Annotated in this window: 17 protein-coding genes; 4 read left to right on the plus strand and 13 right to left on the minus strand. The window is 68.1% G+C overall.

Going from position 1 to position 23,214, the window contains the following annotated elements; all coding sequences use genetic code 11:
• The first annotated feature begins 120 nt into the window (after positions 1-120).
• Positions 121-738, plus strand: a complete 618-nt coding sequence (locus tag ACIHIX_RS11740) for a GNAT family N-acetyltransferase (protein ID WP_329337097.1) — start codon at positions 121-123, stop codon at positions 736-738.
• A gap of 98 nt (positions 739-836) precedes the next feature.
• Here the strand turns inward: ACIHIX_RS11740 and trxA are convergent, their stop codons facing one another.
• The 7 genes from trxA to ACIHIX_RS11775 all read right to left on the minus strand — a co-directional run bounded on the left by trxA (position 837) and on the right by ACIHIX_RS11775 (position 10,508).
• A complete protein-coding gene (trxA, locus tag ACIHIX_RS11745) occupies positions 837-1,169 on the minus strand; it encodes a thioredoxin (protein WP_007383275.1) in 333 nt (110 codons plus the stop codon).
• A 52-nt stretch (positions 1,170-1,221) separates the two neighbouring features.
• Positions 1,222-2,190: a thioredoxin-disulfide reductase gene (trxB, locus tag ACIHIX_RS11750; RefSeq protein WP_329337101.1), complete on the minus strand. Its 969-nt coding sequence runs from the start codon at positions 2,188-2,190 to the stop codon at positions 1,222-1,224.
• Between the two features lie 167 nt (positions 2,191-2,357).
• On the minus strand, positions 2,358-3,218 hold the full coding sequence (locus ACIHIX_RS11755; RefSeq protein ID WP_399953345.1) for an anti-sigma factor family protein: 861 nt from the start codon (positions 3,216-3,218) through the stop codon (positions 2,358-2,360).
• Complete coding sequence (gene sigM, locus ACIHIX_RS11760; RefSeq protein ID WP_399953348.1) at positions 3,215-3,940, minus strand: RNA polymerase sigma factor SigM; 726 nt, start codon at positions 3,938-3,940, stop codon at positions 3,215-3,217. The genes ACIHIX_RS11755 and sigM overlap by 4 nt, the downstream gene beginning before the upstream one ends.
• A gap of 29 nt (positions 3,941-3,969) precedes the next feature.
• Positions 3,970-5,688: a protein kinase family protein gene (locus ACIHIX_RS11765; RefSeq protein WP_399953351.1), complete on the minus strand. Its 1,719-nt coding sequence runs from the start codon at positions 5,686-5,688 to the stop codon at positions 3,970-3,972.
• A 138-nt stretch (positions 5,689-5,826) separates the two neighbouring features.
• The gene (murJ, locus tag ACIHIX_RS11770; protein WP_399953354.1) at positions 5,827-8,091 is read right to left on the minus strand and encodes a murein biosynthesis integral membrane protein MurJ; all 2,265 of its coding nucleotides are present in this window, start codon (positions 8,089-8,091) and stop codon (positions 5,827-5,829) included.
• 44 nt (positions 8,092-8,135) lie between these two features.
• On the minus strand, positions 8,136-10,508 hold the full coding sequence (locus ACIHIX_RS11775) for a DUF6049 family protein (RefSeq protein WP_399953356.1): 2,373 nt from the start codon (positions 10,506-10,508) through the stop codon (positions 8,136-8,138).
• A 265-nt stretch (positions 10,509-10,773) separates the two neighbouring features.
• On the opposite strand from ACIHIX_RS11775, the gene ACIHIX_RS11780 reads away from it, so the two are divergent.
• The gene (locus tag ACIHIX_RS11780; RefSeq protein ID WP_399953359.1) at positions 10,774-12,216 is read left to right on the plus strand and encodes a CCA tRNA nucleotidyltransferase; all 1,443 of its coding nucleotides are present in this window, start codon (positions 10,774-10,776) and stop codon (positions 12,214-12,216) included.
• Between the two features lie 113 nt (positions 12,217-12,329).
• On the opposite strand, the gene ACIHIX_RS11785 is transcribed toward ACIHIX_RS11780, so the two are convergent.
• The 4 genes from ACIHIX_RS11785 to ACIHIX_RS11800 all read right to left on the minus strand — a co-directional run bounded on the left by ACIHIX_RS11785 (position 12,330) and on the right by ACIHIX_RS11800 (position 16,166).
• Positions 12,330-12,848 carry a hypothetical protein gene (locus ACIHIX_RS11785; RefSeq protein ID WP_399953361.1) on the minus strand — a complete coding sequence of 173 codons (519 nt, stop codon included), beginning with the start codon at positions 12,846-12,848 and terminating at the stop codon, positions 12,330-12,332.
• A 124-nt stretch (positions 12,849-12,972) separates the two neighbouring features.
• Positions 12,973-14,235 carry an MFS transporter gene (locus ACIHIX_RS11790; RefSeq protein WP_399953363.1) on the minus strand — a complete coding sequence of 421 codons (1,263 nt, stop codon included), beginning with the start codon at positions 14,233-14,235 and terminating at the stop codon, positions 12,973-12,975.
• Between the two features lie 114 nt (positions 14,236-14,349).
• Entirely contained in the window at positions 14,350-15,432 is a 1,083-nt protein-coding gene (locus ACIHIX_RS11795) for an inositol-3-phosphate synthase (protein WP_399953366.1), read from the minus strand.
• 44 nt (positions 15,433-15,476) lie between these two features.
• The gene (locus tag ACIHIX_RS11800) at positions 15,477-16,166 is read right to left on the minus strand and encodes a PadR family transcriptional regulator (protein WP_059194380.1); all 690 of its coding nucleotides are present in this window, start codon (positions 16,164-16,166) and stop codon (positions 15,477-15,479) included.
• A gap of 366 nt (positions 16,167-16,532) precedes the next feature.
• Here ACIHIX_RS11800 and ACIHIX_RS11805 point away from each other — a divergent pair, with 366 nt between their 5' ends.
• Both ACIHIX_RS11805 and ACIHIX_RS11810 read left to right on the plus strand, forming a co-directional pair.
• Positions 16,533-19,142 (plus strand): transglycosylase domain-containing protein, encoded by a 2,610-nt coding sequence (locus ACIHIX_RS11805; protein WP_399953370.1) that lies wholly within the window; start codon positions 16,533-16,535, stop codon positions 19,140-19,142.
• A 108-nt stretch (positions 19,143-19,250) separates the two neighbouring features.
• The gene (locus tag ACIHIX_RS11810) at positions 19,251-20,783 is read left to right on the plus strand and encodes a glycosyltransferase family 87 protein (protein ID WP_399953373.1); all 1,533 of its coding nucleotides are present in this window, start codon (positions 19,251-19,253) and stop codon (positions 20,781-20,783) included.
• A 102-nt stretch (positions 20,784-20,885) separates the two neighbouring features.
• On the opposite strand, the gene ACIHIX_RS11815 is transcribed toward ACIHIX_RS11810, so the two are convergent.
• A complete protein-coding gene (locus ACIHIX_RS11815; RefSeq protein ID WP_126273066.1) occupies positions 20,886-21,917 on the minus strand; it encodes an alanine racemase in 1,032 nt (343 codons plus the stop codon).
• Positions 21,918-21,982: 65 nt separating this feature from the next.
• Positions 21,983-23,104 (minus strand): peptidoglycan bridge formation glycyltransferase FemX, encoded by a 1,122-nt coding sequence (gene femX / locus ACIHIX_RS11820; RefSeq protein ID WP_329337129.1) that lies wholly within the window; start codon positions 23,102-23,104, stop codon positions 21,983-21,985.
• Positions 23,105-23,214 lie beyond the last annotated feature (110 nt).

The raw sequence follows: 23,214 nt of genomic DNA on the forward strand, positions 1-23,214 counted from the left end.
GGTGAGCGCGGGTCTGGGACTGGGCGCGGTCGGCGGCTTCGTCGGCAGTCTGCTCCGCGAACGGAGCGCACTGACAGCCGCCCGCGATGCTGCGGGCGAGGGAAGCGAGGAACAGCCTTCATGGGGCGACGGCTCGTACCGCTCACGCTGGACAACCTTCAGGACATTCCCCAGCGCTGTCGCTCGTGTGTCTTCTGGGAGTTGGACCCCGTCAGCGGTGAGGCCGCGGTAAGAGCGGGAACGGCCGCCCTGGAGAAGGAGTCCTGGATCTCCGCGGTCCTGCTGGACTGGGGCTCGTGCGGCCGGGTCGTCTACGTCGACGAGGTACCGGTGGGCTATGTGCTCTACGCGCCTCCGGCCTACGTCCCCCGCTCGACGGCGTTTCCCACGAGCCCTGTCTCACCGGACGCGGTGCAGTTGATGACAGCGTTCATCATGCCTGGGTACCAGGGGCAGGGGCTGGGCCGGGTGATGGTCCAGACGGTGGCCAAGGATCTGCTCCGTCGGGGCTTCAAGGCCATCGAGGCCTTCGGGGACGCCCGTTGGAAGGAACCGGCCTGTGTGCTGCCCGCCGACCATCTCCTGGCGGTGGGCTTCAAGACGGTCCGTCCCCACCCGCTGCATCCGCGTCTGCGGCTGGAGTTGCGCACCACGCTCTCCTGGAAGGAAGACGTGGAGATGGCGTTGGACCGGCTTCTGGGCGCGGTACAGAAGGAACCCGCCCTGCGCCCCCTCTGACGGGCGCCTCCACTCAACAACAACGGGCCAGCCCTTTTCGGGCTGGCCCATCGGTGTTTCACGTGAAACATGCGCCAACGGCGTGACGGCTCAATGCGTCACTCAGCGATGAAGTCCTCGAGGTCACGCACGATCGCGGCCTTCGGCTTCGCGCCGACGATGGTCTTGGCGACCTCGCCACCTTGGTAGACGTTCAGGGTCGGGATGGACATGACGCCGTACTTGGCGGCCGTACCCGGGTTCTCGTCGATGTTGAGCTTCACGATCTCGATCTTGTCGCCGTACTCGGCGGCGATCGCCTCGAGGGACGGAGCGATCTGGCGGCACGGGCCGCACCAGGCAGCCCAGAAGTCCACCAGGACGGGCTTGTCGCTCTTGAGGACGTCCTGCTCGAAGGAGTCGTCGGTCACGTTCTTCAGGGTGCCGGCCACGGCGGGCTCCTTAACTCTTTATGCGTGGGGTGGTGGGTGGGTGGAGAGGGGGTCAGACAGAGGTCTTCTCGGGCTCGGCCTGCTCCTCGTCCGCGAGGGCGGCGAGGAAACGCTCGGCGTCGAGAGCGGAGGAGCAGCCGGTGCCGGCCGCGGTGATCGCCTGGCGGTAGGTGTGGTCGACCACGTCACCAGCGGCGAAGACGCCGGTGATGTTCGTCCGTGTCGAGGGCGCGGCGACCTTCAGGTAGCCCTCCTCGTCGAGGTCGAGCTGGCCCTTGAAGAGCTCGGTGCGCGGGTCGTGGCCGATCGCGATGAACAGGCCGGTCACCGCCAGGTCGGAGAGCTCGCCGGTCTTGAGGTTGCGCAGCTTGAGCCCGGAGAGCTTCTGGTCGCCCTGGACCTCGGCGACCTCGCTGTCCCACACGAACTTGATCTTCGGGTCGGCGAAGGCGCGCTCCTGCATGGCCTTGGAGGCGCGCAGGGTGTCGCGACGGTGGACGATCGTCACCGACTTGGCGAAGCGCGAGAGGAAGGTGGCCTCCTCCATGGCGGTGTCACCGCCACCGATCACGGCGATGTCCTGGTCCTTGAAGAAGAAGCCGTCACAGGTGGCGCACCACGAGACACCGCGACCGGAGAGGGCGTCCTCGTTCGGCAGGCCGAGCTTGCGGTGCTGCGAGCCGGTGGTGACGATGACGGCCTTCGCCTTGTGGACCGTGCCCGCCGTGTCGGTGACGGTCTTGATCTCACCCGTGAGGTCGACGCTGACGATGTCGTCCGGGATGAGCTCGGCGCCGAAACGCTCGGCCTGGCCGCGCATGTTGTCCATGAGCTCGGGGCCCATGATGCCGTCCTGGAAGCCCGGGAAGTTCTCCACCTCGGTGGTGTTCATCAGCGCACCACCCGCGGTGACGGCGCCCTCGAACACCAGCGGCTTCAGCGACGCGCGCGCGGTGTAGAGCGCCGCCGTGTAGCCGGCAGGCCCGGAGCCGATGATGATCACGTTTCGGACGTCGCTCACGGCTTGTTTCCTCGTCTCTGGACTGCGTCAGTACGACCGGTGGGAGCCCCTCTCAGAACTCTCACCCCACCCAACGGATCCTACGGGGCGCGCATTCCCGGTGTGTCCGGGCACACGGAGAGGCGGCACCGTACGGGATCCACGCAGAAGAGAGACGAAGCGTGTGCCTAACGCGCGTAGGAGTGCGTCAGGAGAACCTTCGCGGAGGAGGACGGATCCTTCTCACAGCCGGCGTCGACGACATAGGCGTCGACTCGGCTGCTGTCCTTCGCGTTGAGCATCAACACCAGGTAGGCAGCATCGCCGTCGTAGGTGCCCTTCTTCGCTGCCAGCGCTTCGTCGTCACGACCGATGCCTCGCAGCACACAGGAGGGGACCTGGGGCAGGGGCTGGTTCTTGAGGTGGTTCTCGGGAACGGTGTTCGCACCCAGGCTGCGCGGAGCACGGGATCCCTCGCCGGAACCCTGTGCCAACAGTTCGGAGACCTGGGTCCCCACTTTCTTGCCGGAGAAGGCGTCGGCCTGTGTGGTCGGGGCGGAGGGCTTTCCGTCGTTGAAGGACGACAGCAATACCGAGCCGAGCCCGAGGGCTGCGACGGTGAAGACGGTTCCCAGGACGGCGATCCTGCGACGCCCGCCACGGGAACGGCTCTTGCGACCCGGGCCCGTGGTGGCCGCACGGGCGTGGCCGGCAGGACGATCCGCAGACACCGATGTTTCACGTGAAACATGCGCATCGCCGAGTGTGGGGGCTTCGACGGGCTCGGGTGCTGTCGCGTTGAGAAGAGCCTCCGCGGCGAGAGCGGCGTCGATACGGCCCGCGATCTCGTCCGGCATACGCGGCGGCCCCGGCAGCGAGCCGAGCAGCCCCCTGATCTCCTCCAGAGAAGCGTGGACGTCCGCGCAGAGCTCGCACTCGTCCAGATGCCGACGCACATCCGCGCTGCGGGTGGGTGTGAGCAGACCTTCGGTGAGGTCGGAGATCTCCGCGACGTCCGGGTGCCCGGTCGTGTCTGTCGTGGATGTCACGCTCGCCCACCTCCGCCCTTCACAGCAGCTGAATCGCCTGGACCTGTCTCACGGGGACCTGGGTCAGGGGATCCCGCTGCCGGTGGGACGGATGTCCCGTGCACCCGGTTCCGTCCTCCGCCCGGTTCTCTGCGGTCACCGGTGTTTTCCGGCCGCAGATGGGTGAGAAGGGGGAGGAGTCTGGCCCGGCCGCGGGCGCAGCGGCTCTTCACCGTGCCGGTCGGCACGTCGAGCATGCGGGCGGCTTCGGCGACCGGATATCCCTGCATGTCCACCAGGACGAGAGCGGCCCGCTGATCGGGCGGCAGCGTGCCGAGAGCCTCCAGGAGCTGGCGGTGCAGATCGTTGCGCTCCGCCGGTGCCGAAGCTTCCTCGTGGGGCTCCAGGAGCTGTTCCAGGCGCTCGGTGTCGTCGACCGGCGACGTCTTGCGGGAGGCCGCCTTGCGGGCCCGGTCGAGGCAGGCGTTCACCGTGATGCGGTGCAGCCAGGTCGTGACGGCCGACTGGCCACGGAAGGTGTGGGCGGCACGGTAGGCGGAGACCAGGGCGTCCTGGACGGCGTCAGCGGCCTCCTCGCGGTCTCCGAGGGTGCGCAGGGCCACGGCCCAGAGCCGGTCGCGATGGCGCCGCACGAGCTCGCCGAAAGCGTCGGGATCGCCGTCCACATGACGGGCGAGGAGGTCCTGATCGCTTGCGTCGCCGTATGCGGTGCCATCTGCCATCGGACCCCCTCCCCTGGGATGTGGTGCGCTCAGCCCTTGAACGTCACGTCGGTGACCGCCTGCTTGTAGCCCGAGCCGCTGTAGCCGTCCGTCGGCGCGTACGGCACGGCCGTGATCCACAGCAGCACGTACCGCGTCTTGACCGCCTTCGACGCCTTCACCGTAAGAGACTTGCCGCTCGTGGTGGCGGTTCCGATCTCCGTCATTCCGTCGACGCCGGAGGAGGGGGAGAGGGAGTCGGTGGCGTAGAGCTTCACGGTCGTGTCATTGCCGTCGTACCGGAGCCCTATTGAGGAGGCCGAGACCTTCTGCGCCGAGCCGAGGTCGTACACGATGCCCACACCCGGCTTGTACGGGGCGAGCGTCGGGCCGTCGTTGTAGCGCTTGGTGCGCCAGTACGTGGAGCTGTCGCCGTCGTACGTCAGCTTCACGTCGCCCGGGGCCTGTGCGTCACCGCTTGCGACGTACTCCCGGGCACCGGCGATGCTGAGCGTCTTGACCGGCTTGGTCTTGTCGCCGCTCTTGTCGTTGTCGTCCGTGGTCTGCGTCTGGTTGGTGTCCTCGGACTTGTTGTGCTGCTCCATGAGGGCGTCCGCCAACTGCCAGCTGCCCAGGCCAAGAGCGGCGATGAGGAGCGCCGACACGGCCCACTTGAGGGCCTTGCCGGTGCGGCTCTGCAACGGAGGCGGAGGAGACGGCAGCGGTTGGGTGACGCCGGGATGCGGCGCTGGACGGCCGTACGTGCCCTGCTGGTACGTCGTGCGCTGGTACTCGGGCGGCGCCGTGAACGCCGGCTCGGGCGGGCGGATGCGGGGCATCTCGCCGATCGCCTTCACCAACTCCTCAGGCGTGATGCACGCCGACTCGTGGCGGGAAGCGGTCGCGCCGTCGTTGGCGAGCGCGCGCATCGACAGCTCGGACAGCCCGCGGTGGACACCCGCCCGCACCTGGTCGGGCGGGATCAACCCGATGTCCTTGGGCAGCCCGGACAGACCGTAGGCGTCGTCCTCGTACGGCCAGCGCTGGGTCAGGCCCGCGTACAGCAGCGCGCCGATGGCCTCGGTGTCCGTACGCTGCGGGGTCTCGGAAGTGATGCCACGCAGCGCGGCGTTCACAGCGAGGCCGCGGATGCGCCACTGGCCGCTGGAGGTCCGCAGGACCGCGTTCGGGTTCAGGCGCAGATGCGCGAGGCCCTCACGGTGGGCGGCGGCCATGGCGGAGGCGACCTGACTGACCATCTGGTACGCGTCGTGCGGCTCCAGCGGCCCGGGGGCCAGGAGCGCGGTCAGCTCGGTGGCGTCGGGCAGCCATTCGTGGACGACGTAGACGAGGTCGTTCTCCTCGACGGCGTCCAGGACCTGGACGAAACGCGGGTCACCGAGCAGCGCGGAGGAACGGGCCGCTGCCAGGACGGAACGGGCCCGTGAGTGGTCGGCCGGCAGGATGTGGACACCGACGGCACGACGAAGTTTCTCGTCGACCGCCCGCCAACTGCTGAAGCCGTCCAGCCGAGTGACACATTCCTCGAGCCGGTAGCGTCTGGCGAGCTTGTGGCCGCTGTGCAGCTCGGGCGGTGAGGCCTTCCCGGGACCCTCGGTCCCGCCACTCCCCTGTGCCTCTTCGTTGTCCGTGTCCCGCTCCCGGTTTGTGGCCACCCCGTCGGCCGTGGACTGGTCCGCCTGTGCGGTCAGCGGCTCGTCGCCGCTGTTGTCTGCCACGTCGACGGCAGCCGTGCTCCGTTCCGCCACCGTCGTTCCTGCCTCCCCATTCCTTGCGCGCCGACCGACATCCGTGCGCGCCGTCCGACGCCGAGACCAATTGTGCCCACAGTCCGCCGCTATGCACGACACACGGTGGCGGACGATGGTTGTGCGCGTACCCCCTTATCAGCGCCCCAGCCGTCCGCGCACCATGCCGACCAGGGAGTTCAGCTCCTCGATACGCATCTTGCGGGCTGCCACGAAGAAGATCCCGAGCAGGACCGCGCCGCCGACGATCAGGGCGGCGAAGGAGCCGATGACGCCTTGGCCGAGGGCCTGTGCGATGCCGTAGCAGGCCGCGCCGCTGAGGATCGCGGCTGGCACCGAGGCGATGCAGAGCCTGGCGTAGGTCCGCATGACACGGACACCGTCCAGGTCGCCGCCCAGCCTCTTGCGCAGCCGGCTCCAGGCGACACCGACGCCGATGGCGTAGGCCAGACCGTACGAGGCGGCCATGCCGACGACCGCCCAGCGCGCCGGGAGGACGAAGTAGCAGGCGGCTGACGCGGCGGCGTTGACGGCCGCCACGATGACCGTGTTGTAGAAGGGGGTGCGGGTGTCCTCGTAGGCGTAGAACGCGCGCAGGACGACGTACTGCACCGAGTACGGGATCAGGCCGAGGCCGAAGGCCATCAGCATGTAGCCCATGTTCGTGGCGGCGCCGGTGCCGGACGAGCCGAAGATCAGGGTGCACATCGGGATGCCGAGTGCGACGAAACCGAACGCCAGGGGCACGATCGCGACCGCGGTCGTGCGCAGCCCCTGGGAGATGTCGTCACGGACCGCGCCGGCGTCGTCCTCCGCCGCGGAACGCGAGATACGGGGAAGCAGCGCGGCCATGAGGGACACGGTGATGATCGCCTGCGGCAGACCCCAGATCAGCTGGGCGTTGGCGTAGGCGCTGAACCCGGTACCGGCGATCTTGGTGTCGGCGACCGCCGCGGTGGCCAGCTGGGTGACGACGAGGGCGCCCGCCTGGTTGGCGAGGACGAACAGGATCGTCCACTTGGCGAGCATGGCCGCCTTGCCGAGGCCGTGGCCCTTCCAGTCGAAACGCAGCCGCAGCTTGAAGCCGGTCTCGCGCAGGTACGGGATCATCGCCAAGGCCTGGACGACCAGGCCGAGCAGGATGCCGATGCCGAGAAGGCGCTGGCCCTCCGGTGGGATGGTGGCGACGTCCATGCCGGAGTGCTTGGCGGTGCCGTACACCCAGAGGAACATCCCCAACGTCACGATGATGACGACGTTGTTGAGGACCGGGGTCCACATCATCGCGCCGAACTTGCCGCGGGCGTTGAGGACCTGCCCCATCACCACGTGGATACCCATGAAGAAGATCGAGGGCAGGAAGTAGCGGCTGAAGGTGATGGCGACGTCGTTCGCGGCAGGGTTGGTCGCGACGGGGTTCGACAGAGCACGCACCAGCAGCGGCGCCGCGAACATCGCAATGGCCGTGAGCGCGGCGAGCGCGACCATGACGAGCGTCAGCAGCCGGTTGGCGAACGCCTCACCGCCGTCGTCGTCCTCCTTCATGGCGCGCACGAGCTGGGGGACGAAGACGGAGTTGAGACCGCCACCGACGGTGAGGATGTAGATCATGGTCGGCAGCTGGTACGCCACCTGGAAGGCGTCGCCCAGAAAAGCCGTGCCCAGCGCTGCCACGATCAACGCCGACCGGATGAACCCCGTGAGCCGCGACACCATCGTGCCGGCCGCCATCACCGCACTGGACTTCAGCAGTCCGCCTGCCTTTCCGCCCTTCTTCGCGGCAGCGGCCGGAGCCGGTGAGGACGGAGGCGGGACGGGAGCGGTGCCCAGATTCATGGTCCGGTCCGCGGACGGCGGCATCGGGGGCTCGGCACCCGGTACGGGGCTCGGGGCCGGGGACGGAGCCGGTACCGACGGCGGCTGGTACGGCTGCTGACCGCCCTGCTGCTGGTCGCGGAAGAGGTGGGCGAAGGCGTCCGGCTCGTGGCGCTCCTCGGCGGAGTGGGTGACGAGGTCGTCCACACCCACGTACTGCGTGCTGCGCGGGTCGTCGCCGTAGGGCAGGTACTGGGTCGCCCCGTCCGGCTCGGGCGCCGGAGTCTGCGCCCACACATGCGGGTCGGGGGCGTACGGGGACTGCTGGGGCTGGGCGTACAGCGGCTGCTGAGGCTGGTACGTGCCCGGAGGCGGCGGAGGGTGCGCGGCGCGGTCGTAGAGCGCCTCGGCGACCGGGTCCTGGGCGGAGAGGTCCTGCGCCCGGTAGGGGTCCTGGTCGTAGGCGTCCTGGAGGTACATGTCCGCGGGGGGCTGCGGCGGTACCTGGCCGTGCTCGGGCGGCGGGCCCTCGGGGTGGCCCGAGCCGCCCGCGGCCTGGCCGCGGTCACCGTCGTACGGCGCGTTCATGGTTACCCCACCTCATCGTCCCGGGCCCACCGGCCACGACATCCTCAACGGTCCACTCTCTCACCCGTGCCGGACGGGTCGGTGCTTTCCGCTGCGGTGTCCGGTGTCAGGTCACTCGGCTGCTGCGGGTCGTCTGCCCCGGCCCGGGTGCCGGACTCCTCCGGGAGACGGTCATCAGGGCCTTCCGGGTTCTCCGGGCCGTCCGTCGGCTCGTCGGCCGCGTCATGATCCCCGGATCCGCCTTCGTCGGCCTCCCGCTCGGCGGCGCGCTTGCGCTGCTTGTACATCCGGAAACCGGCCAGGACGAGGAGGAGGAAGCCGCCGCCGATGACCAGCATCACGGTGGCCGTGAACTCGGTGACCCTCACCTTGAACCGGACCGGGTCGCCGTACGCCTGGCCGTCCTCGGTGAACAGCTGGGCGACGACCTCCGCCTGGCCGTTGGCCTGGGCCGAGGTGGTGAACTTCACCGTCTGGCTGTGTCCGCCGTTGACGGTGACCTGCTGTTCCTCGTAGTCGTCGTCGCCGATCTTCAGACGGGTCGGGCTCGTGGAGGTGAGCCGCAGGACGAGGTGGTCGACGCCCTGCACCAGGTTGTTCTGCACGGTCACGGGGATCGTGGCGCTGCGCCCGGAGAGCTTGACCTCGGACTTGTCGATCAGCTTGACCTGGTTGGTCAGGTTGTCGAGGTAGTTCCGCACACCGTCGCGGTAGCTCTGCGCCTCGGCGGCACGGCCGCGCCACGACGTCGACATCTCACGGTTCATGGCCCGCCCGAAGGGGGTCACCACACGGGACTGGTCGGTGAGGATCACCTTGAACCGGTCGAGCTTGTCCTGCACGGCCGCGATCTGCTCGAAGGCGGGCTTGGACAGCTCCTGCTTGCGCAGCTTGGCGGGGTAGGCGGAGGCCGACGGGACCTTGGTGGTGGCGCTCGCGTCCGGCTTCGAGGCGGCCGCCGACGTCAGGTCCTGGGTCTGCGTCCAGTTGCCGCCCTGGAGGGCGGCCACAGCGGCGGCCATGGCCTGCGCCTGGCTCGTCGTCGGCGTGCGCTGCGGGGCGACGACGATGCTGCGCTGCTTGTCCACCTGCTGGTTCAGCGCCAGGCTCGAGGCGAGGAACTTCTGCACGGCGAGAGTGGAGGCGGAGGCCGAGGTGAGGTCACCCTGGAACGCCGTGGACAGCCGGGCGTCGGCCACCACCGCGGTCGTGCCGCCACCGATGGGGCGGGCCGCGGAGGGCGTGTACGGCAGGCCGGCGGTCTCCTCCAGGCTGTCGCTGCGCGCGATCACCTTGTCGGCACCCGCGGAGGTGGCGACCTTGACGATCGACGGGTCGACGGCGCCGTTCACGGGCCAGGCGAAGTCGGTGTCCGGTGTCACATGGAGCACGGTCTGCACCGTGGTGGCCGCGACGTCGGTGGCTTCCTTGAGGTGGCTCAGGGAGCCGGTGACGGTCGTGCCGTTGTGGGCGAGGGAGGCGAGGTCGGGGTCGGCGAAGGGAAGCGCGACGACCTCCTTGTCCGCCACCGCGTCCTGAAGCTCGGCCAGCCACTGCTTGGCGACCGCCTGGTGCGTGCCCGCCACGGTGGTGTTGCCCGACTCGACGCGATACGTGCCGGTCATGGCGTCGACGGAGGCCAGCAGGTCCGGATCGATCACCCAGGTGACGTCCAGGGACTTGCCCAGCGAGAGCATCTGCTCCAGCCGGCCGCCCGCCGAGATCTCCTTGGCCAGGTCGTCGCTGAGGAAGACCGGCGTCTGCTCTTCGTTCGACCCGGTCTCCGCCGTCATGTGGGCGGTGGAGATCAGCGGCCACAGGACCGCCGTCTTCGTCCTGGTGTCGGCGTCCTCGGGCTGCCAGGGCAGATACGTCCGCTGGATGCCGAGCACCTGCTGCCACTGCTGTGCGGAGGTCTCACCGGTCAGGGAGACCCCGAGCTGGTAGACGCCGTCCGAGCCGAGGTCCAGTTCGTCGACCGGGACGGAGATGCTGAAGGTCTGGGCGACGCCGGGTGCCAGCTTGGAGAACTTCTCGACGTACTTGCCGCCGACGATGGTGCCGTCGAGGCCTGGCTGGAAGTCGGTGCGCTGGGCGACGCCGTCGACGTCCGAGCGGGTGCTGAGCTCGGGGCCGACGCGGAGGTCCACCTGGGCGTCCGTGACTGTCTGCTTGCCGTCGTTGGTCACGGTGCCGGACACGGTCACCGTGTCCCCGTCCGTGGGGACGCTGGGGGTGAGCGTGTTGATGTCCACGGACACGGTGCTGGAGCCCGACGCGGCGTTCGCGGGCCCGGCGGCGGGCAGCTGTAGCAGTCCGGCCAGCAGAGGCGCTCCGGCGAGCAGTGCTCCCGTGCGCCGCAGCCACCGGCGGGCAGGTGAGGGACTCATCCCCTGGAAGTCTGCCGCCTCGGCCACGCGCTCGCCCGTCCCTCGTCGTCAGTGGTCGTCAGTGGTCGTCGCAATGTGCGTCCACGCATGGTAACGATGCGCGCTGAGGGGAAGTGCCGCGGACTGCTCCACAAGATCGGCGGACAGGGCCGGACCGTCCTGTATGTGTGCGTATAAAGAGGAGCGAATCCGTACGACCGGCAGGCGGCCCTTGCTCGCGGCCCGGCGGATCGGCCTGTGCAGATTTAATGGAGGCGCTCACGGTCGCCGGGGCCACGTACCCTTTTCTGTTGTGCCGAACGCCAACGAAGACAAGCCCAGCGCCCTGAGCCAGGTGCAGCATCTCGCGGTCAGTGAACTGCTGCGGGTCGCCCCTGTCGCCGACGACCTTGCCCGCCGTTTCCAGGAGGCCGGGTTCTCCCTCGCCCTGGTCGGCGGCTCGGTCCGGGACGCGCTGCTGGGCCGGCTCGGCAACGACCTGGACTTCACGACCGACGCTCGCCCTCAGGACGTACTGAAGATCGTGCGCCCGTGGGCGGACGCGGTATGGGAGGTCGGGATCGCCTTCGGCACGGTGGGCGCGCAGAAGGATGGCTATCAGATCGAGGTGACGACCTATCGGTCGGAGGCGTACGACCGGACCTCGCGCAAGCCTGAGGTGTCGTACGGCGACTCCATCGAGGAGGACCTCGTCCGGCGTGACTTCACCGTGAACGCGATGGCCGTCGCGCTCCCGGAGAAGGAGTTCATCGACCCGCACGGAGGCCGCGAAGATCTCGCGAAGCGGGTGCTGCGTACTCCTGGCACGCCCGAGGAGTCCTTCTCCGACGATCCGCTGCGGATGATGCGGGCAGCGCGGTTCGCCGCGCAGCTCGACTTCGAGGTGGCACCGGAGGTCGTCACCGCGATGAAGGAGATGTCCGAGCGGATCGAGATCGTCTCCGCCGAGCGCGTCCGGGACGAGCTGAACAAGCTGATCCTGTCCGCGAACCCGCGTAAGGGGCTGACCCTGCTGGTCGACACGGGCCTCGCGGACCACGTCCTGCCCGAGCTTCCGGCTCTGCGCCTGGAGAGCGACGAGCACCACCGCCACAAGGACGTGTACGACCACACCCTGATCGTCCTGGAGCAGGCGATGGCCCTGGAGGAGTGCGGTCCCGACCTGGTCCTCCGCCTCTCCGCCCTCCTGCACGACATCGGAAAGCCCCGCACGCGCCGCTTCGAGAAGGACGGCCGGGTCTCGTTCCACCACCACGAGGTGGTCGGCGCGAAGATGACCAAGAAGCGCATGACGGCGTTGAAGTACTCCAACGACCTGGTGAAGGACGTCTCACGCCTGGTCGAACTCCACCTGCGCTTCCACGGCTACGGCACGGGCGAGTGGACGGACTCCGCGGTCCGCCGCTACGTCCGCGACGCAGGCCCGCTCCTCGACCGCCTCCACAAGCTGACCCGCTCCGACTGCACGACCCGCAACAAGCGCAAGGCGACGGCGCTCTCCCGTGCGTACGACGGCCTGGAGGAGCGCATCGCCCAACTCCAGGAGCAGGAGGAGCTGGACGCCATCCGCCCCGACCTGGACGGCAACCAGATCATGGCGATCCTCGGCATCACGCCGGGCCCGGCCATCGGCCGCGCATACAAGCACCTCCTGGAACTGCGCCTGGAGAATGGGCCGATGGGCGAGGAGGCTGCGGCCGAGGCGCTCAAGGAGTGGTGGGCGGAGCAGAGCTGAGAGCGTGAAACGGGGTCATGTTTCACGTGAAACATGACCCCTGGAAAGCATCGAGGGGCGACGTTTCACGTGAAACGTCGCCCCTCGCCCTGTCTGCGGTACCGCAGGAGTTACTACTTGTCCTTGAGGCAGAGCAGGAAGTCGGTGCCGTCACCGGACTCGGTGTAGGTGTACTGGAAGTCCTTGGCCTCGGCCGTGCACTTGGTCTCGGCAAGGGTGCCGCTGAACGTGCCCTCGATCTTGGCCAGCACCGTGTACTGGGCCTTCGAGGAGCTGCAGTCGACGACCTCGAGGTCCGGGTCGTTGTCGTTGGTGCTGCCGCGGTGCATGCAGTCGCCGACCGCCGCGGTGTTGGCGTCGTCACGGCTGGAGATGTAGCCGCCGATGGCGATACCGGCGACGGCCACGACGATGACTATGTTCTTGATCGTCTTGAAGCTGAGCTTGCGCTTGGGCTGCTCCGGCGGGACCGGCGCGTAGGGAACGCCGCCCTGCTGCGGGAAGCCCGGCTGCTGGCCCTGGGCGTAGGGGTTGCCGTCCTGGGGCGGGTACGGGGCCTGGGCCTGGGGCTGGCCGTAGGGCTGCTGGCCCTGGGCGAACGGGTTCTGGCCCTGGGGCGGCGGAGTAGACACTTGGGGGTCCCCCTAGAACATGGGTGAGTGATGCGCAATGCGGCGCGAGTAAGACGCACGTAAGTTACCGGCACCCACTGACAGCCTTGTAGTCGAGGGGGACTCTGTGGCATTGATGTGACACTTACTGGCGCTCAAAGCGGGCCATAGCCACCGCAACTGCCCCGTAGATAACGGCCACTGTTATCACCAACACCACAGAGCGGCCGTCCGGCGGCAACATCAGTGCGGCGACGCCGGCAGCTCCCACGAAGGCGATGTTGAACAGCACGTCGTAGACGGAGAAGATCCGGCCCCGGAAGCCGTCGTCGACCGAGGACTGGACGAGCGTGTCCGTCGAGATCTTCGCGCCCTGCGTGGTCAGGCCCAGGACGAAGGACGCCACGAGCATCGGCGTGACGGAGAAAGGGAGGCCCAGCGCAGGCTCCAGGACCGCTGCGGCTGCCGCGCACACGACGATCCAGCGGCCGGGACCGAGACGCCCCGCCGCCCAGGGCGTCACCACGGCCGCCACGAAGAAGCCCGCGCCCGAGATGCCCAACGCCAGCCCCAGCAGGGCGAGTCCGTCGTCGGTGGTGGAGGAGAACTCGTACCGGCACAGCATCAGCAGCATGACCAGCAGGGCGCCGTAGCAGAAGCGCATCAGCGTCATGGCGGCGAGTGCCCAGGCGGCCTCCCGGCGGGGCGCGCCGGTGAGATGGCGGACGCCCGCCGCAAGGTCACGGGCGGTGCCGGAGAGGGCCGCCGTGAGGCCGGGGTGCGCCACCGCGCGGTCGGGACCGAGCAGTTCCTTGGAAATGCGCAATGACGCCAGCGCGGCGCACAGGTACAGAAGCGCCCCCAGGAGCACCACGGCCGCGTCGGAGTCCGCCACCAACAGCCGTACGACGAAGGCGAGGCCGCCGCCCGCGGTCGCCGCGAGCGTGCCGGCCGTCGGGGAGAGGGAGTTGGCGACGACCAGGCGTTCGTCGTCGACCACGCGGGGCAGCGCGGCGGAGAGCCCGGACAGGACGAAGCGGTTGACGGCGGTGACACACAGGGCGGAGGCGTAGAAGAGCCAGTCCGGGGCGTGGCTGACCATGAGGACGGCGGTCGCCGAGGCCATCGCCGCGCGCACCAGGTTGCCGTAGAGGAAGACCTGGCGGCGGCGCCAGCGGTCCAGCAGGACGCCGGCGAAGGGGCCCACCAGGGAGTAGGGGAGCAGGAGTACGGCCATCGCGGAGGCGATGGCGGCGGCCGAGGTCTGTTTCTCCGGGGAGAAGACGACGTACGCGGCGAGCGCGACCTGGAAGACGCCGTCGGCGCCCTGGGAGAGCAGGCGTACGGAGAGCAGACGTCTGAAGCCCTGGAAGCGCAGCAGGACGCGCAGGTCACGGACGACGGCCATGGGGCACAGCCTCACATACGGGAAGGGTCCCCGGGCGGTACAACCCGGGGACCCTCGACACAGCCCTGGCAGGAGCGTTTTGACTGAGCCTCGGCGCGTGAGCGCCGGATCGAGCTAGCGCTCGACTTCACCCTTGATGAACTTCTCGACGTTGGCGAAGGCCTCGTCGTCGAAGTACTGGACCGGCGGGGACTTCATGAAGTACGAGGACGCCGACAGGATCGGGCCGCCGATGCCGCGGTCCTTGGCGATCTTCGCGGCGCGCAGGGCGTCGATGATGACACCCGCGGAGTTCGGGGAGTCCCAGACCTCGAGCTTGTACTCCAGGTTCAGCGGGACGTCACCGAAGGCACGGCCCTCGAGGCGGACGTAGGCCCACTTGCGGTCGTCGAGCCAGGCCACGTAATCCGAGGGACCGATGTGGACGTTCTTCTCGCCCAGGTCGCGGTCGGGGATCTGCGAGGTGACGGCCTGCGTCTTCGAGATCTTCTTGGACTCCAGGCGGTCGCGCTCCAGCATGTTCTTGAAGTCCATGTTGCCGCCGACGTTGAGCTGCATGGTGCGCTCAAGACGGACACCGCGGTCCTCGAACAGCTTCGCCATCACACGGTGCGTGATGGTGGCGCCGACCTGCGACTTGATGTCGTCACCGACGATCGGGACGCCCGCCTCGGTGAACTTGTCCGCCCACTCCTTGGTGCCGGCGATGAAGACCGGGAGGGCGTTGACGAAGGCGACCTTGGCGTCGATGGCGCACTGGGCGTAGAACTTCGCCGCGTCCTCGGAGCCGACGGGCAGGTAGCAGACGAGAACGTCGACCTGCTTGTCCTTGAGGATCTGGACGACGTCGACCGGCTCCTCGGCGGACTCCTCGATGGTCAGGCGGTAGTACTTGCCGAGACCGTCGAGCGTGTGACCGCGCTGGACCGTGACGCCCTTGTTCGGGACGTCGCAGATCTTGATGGTGTTGTTCTCGCTGGCACCGATGGCGTCCGAGAGGTCGAGGCCGACCTTCTTCGCGTCGACGTCGAAGGCGGCGACGAACTCGACGTCACCGACGTGGTAGTCGCCGAACTGGACGTGCATCAGACCGGGCACCTTGGACGCCGGGTCGGCGTCCTTGTAGTACTCGACTCCCTGAACCAGCGACGCGGCGCAGTTGCCCACACCGACGATGGCTACGCGAACCGAACCCATTCCGGTTGCTCCCTGTGTGTATGAGTGAGGCCCTGACTGGGCGCTCACGTGGCGGTGTCGTCGGGCAGATCGGTCCGGGGGGTGTCCCCGGGCCGTGGCAGGTTGCCCGTCGCTCCAGTGGTGTTGTTCTGCTGAGAGGACTGAGCGGGCCCCCCGGTGGAACCACGAAGGTCCCGTCCGGCCCGCTCGCTCTCGATGAGCTCGTTCAGCCAGCGCACTTCGCGCTCCACGGACTCCATTCCGTGGCGCTGGAGCTCAAGCGTGTAGTCGTCGAGGCGCTCCCGGGTGCGCGCGAACGACACGCGCATCTTGTCCAGGCGCTCCTCCAGCCGGCTGCGGCGGCCCTCCAGCACACGCACGCGCACATCGCGCGACGTCTGCCCGAAGAAGGCGAAACGCGCGGCGAAGTGCTCGTCCTCGTACGCGTCGGGGCCGGTCTGGGAGAGCAGTTCCTCGAAGTGCTCCTTACCTTCCGCCGTCAACCGATAGACGATCTTGGCGCGACGCCCCGCGAGTGATGCGGCGAGGGCGTCCTCAGGAGCGTTCCCCGGCTCCTCGATCAACCAGCCGTTGGCGACCAGCGTCTTGAGGCAGGGGTAGAGCGTGCCGTAGCTGAACGCACGGAACACACCCAGTGACGTATTGAGTCGTTTGCGCAGCTCGTAGCCGTGCATCGGGGACTCGCGCAGCAGACCGAGTACGGCGAACTCAAGGATCCCGGAACGCCGGCTCATGGTCGCCTCCTCTCGGTCTTCGGCTCGCTTATGTCGCTCTGATGTATCGACTCGATACATCACGACGATAGAACGGCCTTCCGCATGCGACAAGTGCAGAGATGGTGAACGGGATCACATCACTGATTCGTTGCAGGCAAGTTGCCTGATTTGGGGTGAACTTCGGGGCTAGGCGGGTTTTGACGGTGCGTAGTCTGTGCGGCATGCACACCACCGGGAACCGAGTGACGCCTGGGGGCGTCGTCGTCCTCGGTGCAGTACGGGTGAATGCGAAAGCGACCACATCCGTACTTCGGGGGGACCGGAAACCAGCAGCCGCCGTTTCCAGGCGCGCAAAGGTGCGCCTGCCCGAGGAGTAGTCGTTCGATGAGCGAGCACCGTCGCAAACCGCCGCAGCCGCAGGGAGGCGGACGTGCCGCGGCCCGACGCGGCCAGTCCGGCTCGTCCTCCGGCCGCCGTGCGGCACCGCGTGGCGCCACCGGATCTCCTTCCGACGCGTACGGGTCGGGTTCACACGAGTCGGAGGCAGAGGAGCGGCCGTACGGCGGCCGCGCCGACGCCCGCCGTGCGGCACAGAGAAACGGGGGCAGTCGGCGCAGAGCCCCCGAACCCACGGGCCGCGGCGCGCGCCGCGGCTCCACCGGCCCTGGACGCGGCCGAGCCACCGCCTCCACCAAGAACCGGTTCATCGACTACCCGCGCGCCGGCAAGTACGGCTGGCAGCGCTGGGTGCCCTCCTGGAGACTCGTCTCCGGGCTCAGCCTCGCCTTCTTCGGCAGCCTGGTCGCCATCGCGGGCATCGGCTACGCCATGGTGAGCATCCCCAGTGAGAACGCTGCGGCGAAGTCCGAGAACAACGTCTATTACTGGGAAGACGGCAGCCAGATGGTTGCCACGGGCAGCGGCGCCAACCGGCAGAACGTCGACATCTCCAAGATCCCCAAGGCCATGCAGTGGGCCGTGATCTCGGCTGAGAACAAGAGCTTCTACACCGACTCCGGCGTCGACCCCATGGGTATCGCGCGGGCGCTCGCCAACATGGCGCGCGGTGGTGACACACAGGGTGGTTCGACCATCACCCAGCAGTACGTGAAGAACACCTACCTGAGCCAGGAACAGACGGTCTCCCGGAAGTTCAAGGAGATGTTCATCTCCATAAAGGTGGGGACGAAGCTCACGAAGGACGAGATCCTCCAGGGCTACTTGAACACCTCGTACTACGGTCGCGGCGCCTACGGCATCCAGGCAGCCGCGCAGACCTACTACGGAGAGGACGCCGAGGACCTCACCGATTCCCAGTGCGCCTTCCTCGCCGCGCTGCTCAAGGGCCCGACGTACTACGACCCCATCGACAACACGAGCATCGACCCCTCGGCGACCAAGGACGCCAACCTCAAGCGCTCCCAGGAACGCTGGGGCTGGATCCTGGAGCAGATGCACGACGACAAGCATCTGACGGACGCCAAGTACCAGACGGCCATCAAGAAGTACCCCACGCCCCAGGGCCTCAAGGCGACCAAGGGCATGACCGGCCAGATCAGCTACCTCGTCGACACGGCCAAGAAGTACGTGCTGTCCCACTCGAAGATCTCGCGGGCCGACTTCGACAAGGGCGGGTACCAGATCTACACGACGTTCGAGAAGAGCAAGGTCAACGCGCTCTCGGCGGCCGTCAAGAAGATCGAGAAGGAGAACATCGACCCGGACAAGCGTGAGAAAGACAAGCACGTCCAGTTCGGCGCGGCGTCGGTGCGGCCCAAGGACGGTGCGATCGTCGCGCTGTACGGCGGTGCGGGCTACGAGAACGACCACTTCAACAACAACGCGGACACCTCGGGTGTGCCCGTCGGTTCGACGTGGAAGCCGTTCGTCCTCGCGGCGGCCATGGAGTACGGGACGTACAAGGATCCGGACGTCGGAGTCTCGCCGCTGAGCAAGTACAACGGCAACGACCATCTGAAGGTCCGGAAGCCGGACGGCTCCTACTACCTGCGCAAGGACAACTCGACGTTCTACCAGGAGAACGAGAGCGACTATCCCTGGGGCTACATCAGTCTGCGCAAGGCGATGGAGCAGTCCATCAACACGCCGTTCGTGCAGCTCGGTGTGGATGTGGGGCTGAGCAACGTCGCGAGCGTGGCTGAGAAGTCCGGCATCCTGAAGAGCACCTTCGCCGACATCAACCCCTCCTTCGCCCTCGGTACGTCCACCCCCAGCGCCATCCGCATGGCGGATGCCTACGCGACGTTCGCCGCCTCCGGTAAGCACGCCGACCCGTATTCGGTGACCGGCGTCAAGCAGAACGGCCAGGACGTCCCAGGCTTCAGCAAGCCCAAGGTCACCCTGGCGATGCCCGAGAACGTGGCGAACAACGTCACGGACACCCTCGAGAACGTCATCAAGAACGGTACGGGTAAGAACGCGCTGGCCCTGGGCCGTACGGCGGCCGGCAAGACCGGTACCACCGACAGCAACAAGTCGGCCTGGTTCGTCGGTTACACCCAGCAGCTCTCGACGTCGGTCGCGATGTTCCGAGAGGACCCGAAGAAGGGCAAGCTGCTGTCCATGAACGGCACGGCGGGTGTGGAGTCCATCCACGGTGGTGACATCCCGACGTCGATCTGGACCGAGTACATGAAGGCCGCTCTCAAGAACGACAGCGACACCCCCTTCCCGGACGCCGAGAAGATCGGTGAGATCCAGGACGAGGTGGGGGCACCGTCTCCGACGCCGTCCGTCACCGCGACGCCGAGCGAGACGGCCAGCCCGACGCCGAGCCCCACGCCTACGCCGACCCTGACCTCCCCCTCGCCCTCGCCGAGCGAGTCCTGCAAGTTCAGCTGGCAGTGCTCGGAGACGGGCGGTACGGACACCGGCGGCACGGACGGAGGCGTGACCTCCACACCTACAGCCACTGAGACAGACACCACCAGAGGCAACGGCAATGGAGGCATCTTCGGCGGATCGTCCGGTTAGCCGCACTATCGCCCGCCGAGGGTGTTTCACGTGAAACATGGGCCGTCGTACCTACCAGGTGCGGCGGCCCTCGGCGTATTCCTAGGCAGGTACGGCAGGATGTGCCCCATGCCCAGTGCAGAATCCACGCAAGCGAGCGTGCACGAGCAGGACCCGGTGCAGCCGACCAGGGACGACGAGATCGCCGCGAGTGGCAGTGAGCTGATCGGTGGTCCCATCGGGCGGCGTGCCCTGCTCGGGACGTCCTGGTGGACTCCCGTGCGCGTCATCGCGCTGGTGGCGATCGGTATGTTCGCCCTCGGTCTGATCCAGAAGGCGCCCTGCTACAACGGCGGCTGGTTCTTCGGCGCCAGCTCGCAGTACACGCACGCCTGTTACTCGGACATCCCGCACCTCTACGCGGGGCGCGGCTTCGCCGACGGGCTCGTGCCGTACTTCGACAAGCTCAACGGCGACATGGAGTACCTCGAATACCCGGTGCTGACCGGTGTGTTCATGGAAGTGGCGGCCTGGCTCACACCGGGCAGCGGCAGCATCCAGGACCAGGAACAGTGGTACTGGATGGTCAACGCGGGGATGCTGATGGCCTGCGCGGCCGTCATCGCCGTCTGCGTGACCCGTACGCACGCCCGGCGCCCCTGGGACGGTCTGCTGGTCGCCCTGGCCCCCGCGTTCGCGCTGACGGCCACCATCAACTGGGACCTCCTGGCGGTCTCCCTGACGGCCGCCGCGATGCTGATGTGGTCCCGGGGCCGTTCGCTCGCGTTCGGCGTCCTGCTGGGCCTCGCCACGGCCGCCAAGCTCTATCCCGTCTTCCTGCTCGGCCCGCTGTTCGTGCTGTGCTGGCGCGCCGGCAAGTGGCGGGACTTCGGGAAGGCGTTGGGCGGCGCAGCGGTCTCCTGGCTCGTCGTGAACCTGCCCGTGATGCTGCTCGCCTGGGACGGCTGGGCGAAGTTCTACGAGTTCAGCCAGGAACGAGGCGTCGACTTCGGTTCCTTCTGGCTGATCCTGGCGCAGAACTCGTCCGACCCGCTGAGCACCGACACGGTCAACACACTCGCCACCCTGCTGGTCCTGCTGAGCTGCGTCGGCATCGCCGCGCTCACCCTGACCGCCCCGCGCCGGCCGCGCTTCGCCCAGCTGGCCTTCCTGATCGTCGCGGCGTTCATCCTCACCAACAAGGTCTACTCACCGCAGTACGTCCTGTGGCTGGTCCCGCTGGCCGTGCTGGCTCGGCCCAAGTGGCGGGACTTCCTCATCTGGCAGGCGTGCGAGGTGGCGTACTTCCTGGGCATCTGGATGTACCTCGCCTACACGACCAGCGCGGAGGCCCACAAAGGCCTGCCCCAGGAGGGCTACCACTGGGCCATCGGCCTGCATCTGCTCGGGACGCTGTACCTGTGTGCCGTGGTCGTCCGTGACATCTGGATGCCGGAGCGGGACGTGGTCCGTCGGGCCGGCGACGACGATCCCTCGGGAGGCGTGCTCGACGGCGCGGAGGACGTGTTCGTCCTGGGCCCTGCGGCCCATCCCCCGCGCCACGCCGCCCACTTCGGCGGGCCGCAGGTGGAGTGGGGCGACCCGGCCGCTCCCTCGGACCGTTGGGGCGATTCATCCGCCCCTTCGGACCGTTCGCTCTGAGCGAACAAGGCGGAGGCAGTCACGCGAAAGGCCGTACACGGGAGGCCCGTGTACGGCCTTTCGGCTGTCTGTGTACGGCTCTTCAGCCGGTCCGGACGACCTTCAGCGGTCGACGATCCGGTCGAACTGCGTGGTGGTGTGCCGGAGATGGGCCACCAGCTCCTCGCCGACCTTCGGCTCGGGGGCGTCGGAGGGCACGAACAGGATCGACACCTGCATGTGCGGCGGCTCCGCGAACCAGCGCTGCTTGCCGCCCCAGACGAACGGAGAAAGGTTCCGGTTCACCGTGGCGAGGCCCGCGCGGGCTACGCCCTTGGCGCGCGGCATGACGCCGTGCAGCGCCTTGGGGGCCTCCAGGCCCACCCCGTGCGACGTACCGCCCGCCACGACGACCAGGAAGCCGTCCGAGGCCGCCTTCTGCTGCCGGTAGCCGAAGCGGTCGCCCTTGGCCACACGAGTGACGTCCAGGACGGCCCCGCGGTACTCGGTGGCCTCATGGTCCCCCAGCCACAGCCGCGTGCCGATCCGCGCGCGGAAACGGGTCTGCGGGAACTGCTGCTGGAGCCGGGCCAGATCCTCGGCCTTGAGGTGGCTGACGAACATCGTGTGCAGCGGCAGGCGCGCCGCGCGCAGCCGGTCCATCCAGCCGATGACCTCCTCGACGGCGTCCGAGCCGTCGGTGCGGTCGAGCGGCAGATGGATGGCGAAGCCCTCCAGGCGGACGTTCTCTATGGCGGCGTGCAGCTGCGGCAGATCCTGCTCGCTGATGCCGTGCCGCTTCATCGAGGACATCACCTCGATGACCACCCGGGCGCCCACGAGGCCGTAGACCCCGTCGATCGACGACACCGAGCGGATGACGCGGTCGGGCAGCGGCACGGGCTCCTCACCGCGCCGGTACGGCGTCAGCACCAGCAGGTCGCCGCCGAACCAGTCCTTGATGCGCGCGGCCTCGTACGTCGTGCCGACGGCGAGGACGTCCGAGCCGAGCCGGGTGGCCTCCTCGGCCAGCCGCTCGTGCCCGAACCCGTAGCCGTTGCCCTTGCAGACCGGGACGAGCCCTGGGAACTGGTCCTGCACGTGCTTGTGGTGCGCACGCCAGCGCGCGGTGTCGACGTAGAGCGTGAGCGCCATGGCCGGACCTGGAACCTTTCTCGTGGCTGCGGTGTATCAGAGGTGTGAAAGCAAATTGTGGTGTCTCAGCGGCGCGACATGTAGATGTCGAGCGCCTTGTGGAGCAGCTTGTTGAGCGGGAAGTCCCACTCGCCGAGGTACTCGGCGGCCTGACCGCCGGTGCCGACCTTGAACTGGATCAGGCCGAAGAGGTGGTCGGTCTCGTCCAGCGAGTCGGAGATGCCACGCAGGTCGTAGACGGTCGCGCCGAGGGCGTAGGCGTCGCGCAGCATGCGCCACTGCATCGCGTTCGAGGGCCGGACCTCACGGCCGATGTTGTCGGAGGCTCCGTAGGAGTACCAGACATGCCCACCGACGATCAGCATCGTCGCCGCCGACAGGTTCACGCCGTTGTGGCGGGCGAAGTACAGCCGCATGCGGTTGGGGTCCTCGGTGTTGAGGGCCGTCCACATGCGCTGGAAGTACGAGAGCGGGCGGGGCCGGAAGTGGTCGCGCACGGCCGTGATCTCGTACAGCCGCTGCCACTCCTCAAGGTCGTGGTAGCCGCCCTGGACGACCTCGACACCGGCCTTCTCGGCCTTCTTGATGTTGCGGCGCCACAGCTGGTTGAAGTTCTTGTGGACCTCTTCCAGGGAGCGGTTCGCCAGCGGCACCTGGTAGACGTAACGCGGCTGGACGTCACCGAAGCCCGCGCCTCCGTCCTCGCCCTGCTGCCAGCCCATACGACGGAGCTTGTCGGCGACCTCGAAGGCACGCGGCTCGATGAAGTCGGCCTCGATGTCCCGCAGTCGCTTCACGTCGGGGTTCTGGATGCCCGCCTTGATGGAGGTGGCCTCCCAGCGCCGGATGATCACCGGCGGGCCCATCTTCACGGAGAAGGCGCCCTGGTGCTTGAGGTGGGCGAGCATCGGTTCCAGCCAGTCGGTCAGATTCGGCGCGAACCAGTTGATGACCGGGCCCTCGGGCAGATAGGCCAGGTAGCGCTTGATCTTGGGCAGCTGACGGTAGAGGACCAAGCCCGCGCCGACCATGTCGCCGGTCTTGTCGTCGAACCAGCCGAGGCTCTCCGAGCGCCACTCCGCCTTGACGTCTGCCCAGGCCGGAACCTGCATGTGGCTAGCCGCCGGCAGGCTCTGGATGTATGCCAGATGCTGCTCGCGGCTGATCGTCCTCAGGGTCAGGCTCATTCGGGGCGCTCCTCGGGCTGGTGTGTCCCCATGGGTACAGGGGCTCCGGCTCTCGCGCCGAAGCCTACTGCGCCCAGCGAGCGCCCCGACTGGGCGTACGGAACCTGCGC

The sequence above is a fragment of the Streptomyces sp. NPDC051913 genome (assembly GCF_044593635.1).
In the GTDB taxonomy this organism is placed as follows: Bacteria; Actinomycetota; Actinomycetes; order Streptomycetales; family Streptomycetaceae; genus Streptomyces.